At 51.8% G+C, this 2,069-nt stretch carries 2 protein-coding genes; both read right to left on the bottom strand.

The window, feature by feature from the left end; all coding sequences use genetic code 11:
* Window positions 1–682 precede the first annotated feature (682 nt).
* Window positions 683–877 (bottom strand): hypothetical protein, encoded by a 195-nt coding sequence (locus NM10_RS12485; RefSeq protein ID WP_020311897.1) that lies wholly within the window; start codon window positions 875–877, stop codon window positions 683–685.
* 288 nt (window positions 878–1,165) lie between these two features.
* The gene (locus NM10_RS12480; protein WP_020311896.1) at window positions 1,166–1,567 is read right to left on the bottom strand and encodes a hypothetical protein; all 402 of its coding nucleotides are present in this window, start codon (window positions 1,565–1,567) and stop codon (window positions 1,166–1,168) included.
* Window positions 1,568–2,069: the final 502 nt, after the last annotated feature.

The following is a 2,069-nucleotide window of genomic DNA, read 5'->3' as shown; positions in this document are numbered from 1 at the left end:
ATCAGAATGGGCTGTGATTGCATCTCACAACGGGCCGCACAAGGCTCCCTTTATAGGGGAGCTGGCCGCCAAAGGCGGTCTGAGAGGTTAAAGGTCGGCCCCTACGCACAGGGCCGCTGGCCGTGTATTTATTTTGCAGCCTGCATTCATTTCCATCGCTTGTATGCGATTTCGTAGGGGACGGCTAAAAGTCGTCCCGCGTGAATCCTGTGCACAGCCGGAATTTATGACGAGTGGCGCTCGGTCGTAATACAATCATGCGTCTGTCGCGGCGCAGCCGCATCTGAATCCGAGGAAAAGCCGTGGTTCGTGGCTCGTAAAAGCCTGCCATTATATCAGAATGGGCTGTGATTGCATCTCACAACGGGCCGCACAAGGCTCCCTTTATAGGGGAGCTGGCCGCCAAAGGCGGTCTGAGAGGTTAAAGGTCGGCCCCTACGCACAGGGCCGCTGGCCGTGTATTTATTTTGCAGCCTGCATTCATTTCCATCGCTTGTATGCGATTTCGTAGGGGACGGCTAAAAGTCGTCCCGCGTGAATCCTGTGCACAGCCGGAATTTATGACGTACGGCACACGGTTGTAATACAATCATGTGTCTGTCGCGGCGCAGCCGCATCTGAATCCGAAGAAAGCAAAACGGCGTTATCCGATAAAGACAGCGCCGTCATAAATGGTTACCTCTTATTTCAAATGATATTCACGCAACAATTGTTCCTGGTATTCATCATCCCGCAATACGCGGTCAACATCTTCTTTCCTGCCTTCCTGTATCAGTTTCTGGAGCAAAGTGCCTAAAGCCTTTCTCCCCGCTTTATCGCCGATTTTCCTGCCGCGTAATTCTCCACGCCGTTCAATGCCTTCGCTCAAGTTACACATTTCTGCCACTCCCTTCTCTAAGTGTATATAGGCCTAACGGCCGCTGGTCGTAGGTCGCAGGCCGTCGGTCGCATTGGATTCATATGCCGCTACGCGGCGATAAATTCAGAATAACGACATCACCATTTTCATTCATCGTAAGTCTTTTGCCCTTCATCGCCTGTACGCGATTTCGTAGGGGACGCCCAAAGCGCCCTATCGAGTGCCGACCCCAGGAGGCATAAAACGGTTTCCAGAAAGGACAGCAGCGGCGGGCGTCCCGCCGTGAATCTCGTACACAGCCGGAATTCATGAAAGACGGCACATGGTCGTAATCAAATCATAAGTTTTTTTTGTGGCGAAGCCACATCCGAGTCCGAGGAAAGATAGTTGTTCATAAAAACCTGCCATTATACAAGAATAGGTATGGTTAAATATCCCAGCGGGCCGCCCGATGGGACGTCCCCTACGCACAAGGCCAATGGCCGTGCATTTTTTATGGTCCACAGGACCGTAGCGAACTGCCATCTGCGGTCTGCGAACTGCGTTCTCTATATAGCGTTGGGCAATATCCTGCAAATCACAATCCTTGAATTCTTCCGTGCAGGTCTTCAGGATATGGGCCATGATGCCCCGTTCTGAAAGGACCCGCTTGCACGCCTCGTCATACGCTTTTTTCTGCGCTTTGGCCTGTTGTGCCGAATCGGACATGACGTCACACCTCCAGATTCACTTTTATTGTATAATAATCGTTCCCGCTCCGCAACAGAGCGGCTCATGATTCCATCATACACCACAAAACAGGGCCAAAGAGAAATTCTAATCATTTTTTAATCGAATTTCCGAAAACTTAAGAAACCGTTAATGTAGATTAGGGCCTATCGGCCCCGCCGGTCGCAGTTGGCAGTTCGCAGGCCGCCTCGGACTCAGATGTCGCTGCGCGGCAACAGATTCAGAGTAACGACATCGCCTCGAGTGACCCTCAGCTCGTGAAAAAATAGTGGCTCGTTGTTCGTGGCTCGTAAAAACCTGCCATTATATCAGAATGGGCTGTGATTGCATCTCACAACGGGCCGCACAAGGCTCCCTTTATAGGGGAGCTGGCCGCCAAAGGCGGTCTGAGAGGTTAAAGGTCGGCCCCTACGCACAGGGCCGCTGGCCGTGTATTTATTTTGCAGCCTGCATTCATTTCCATCGCTTGTATGCGATTYCG

The organism is Megasphaera sp. NM10 (assembly GCF_000417505.1).
Classification (GTDB): domain Bacteria; phylum Bacillota; class Negativicutes; order Veillonellales; family Megasphaeraceae; genus Megasphaera; species Megasphaera intestinihominis.
The sequence above is the reverse complement of the archived record's forward strand: the minus strand, read 5'-3'. Positions and strand labels throughout refer to the sequence as shown.

Coding starts and splice junctions, on each gene's coding strand:
- NM10_RS12485 (WP_020311897.1), bottom strand. CDS start 877: ATGTGTAACTTGAGCGAAGGCATTGAACGGCGTGGAGAATTACGCGGC.
- NM10_RS12480 (WP_020311896.1), bottom strand. CDS start 1,567: ATGTCCGATTCGGCACAACAGGCCAAAGCGCAGAAAAAAGCGTATGAC.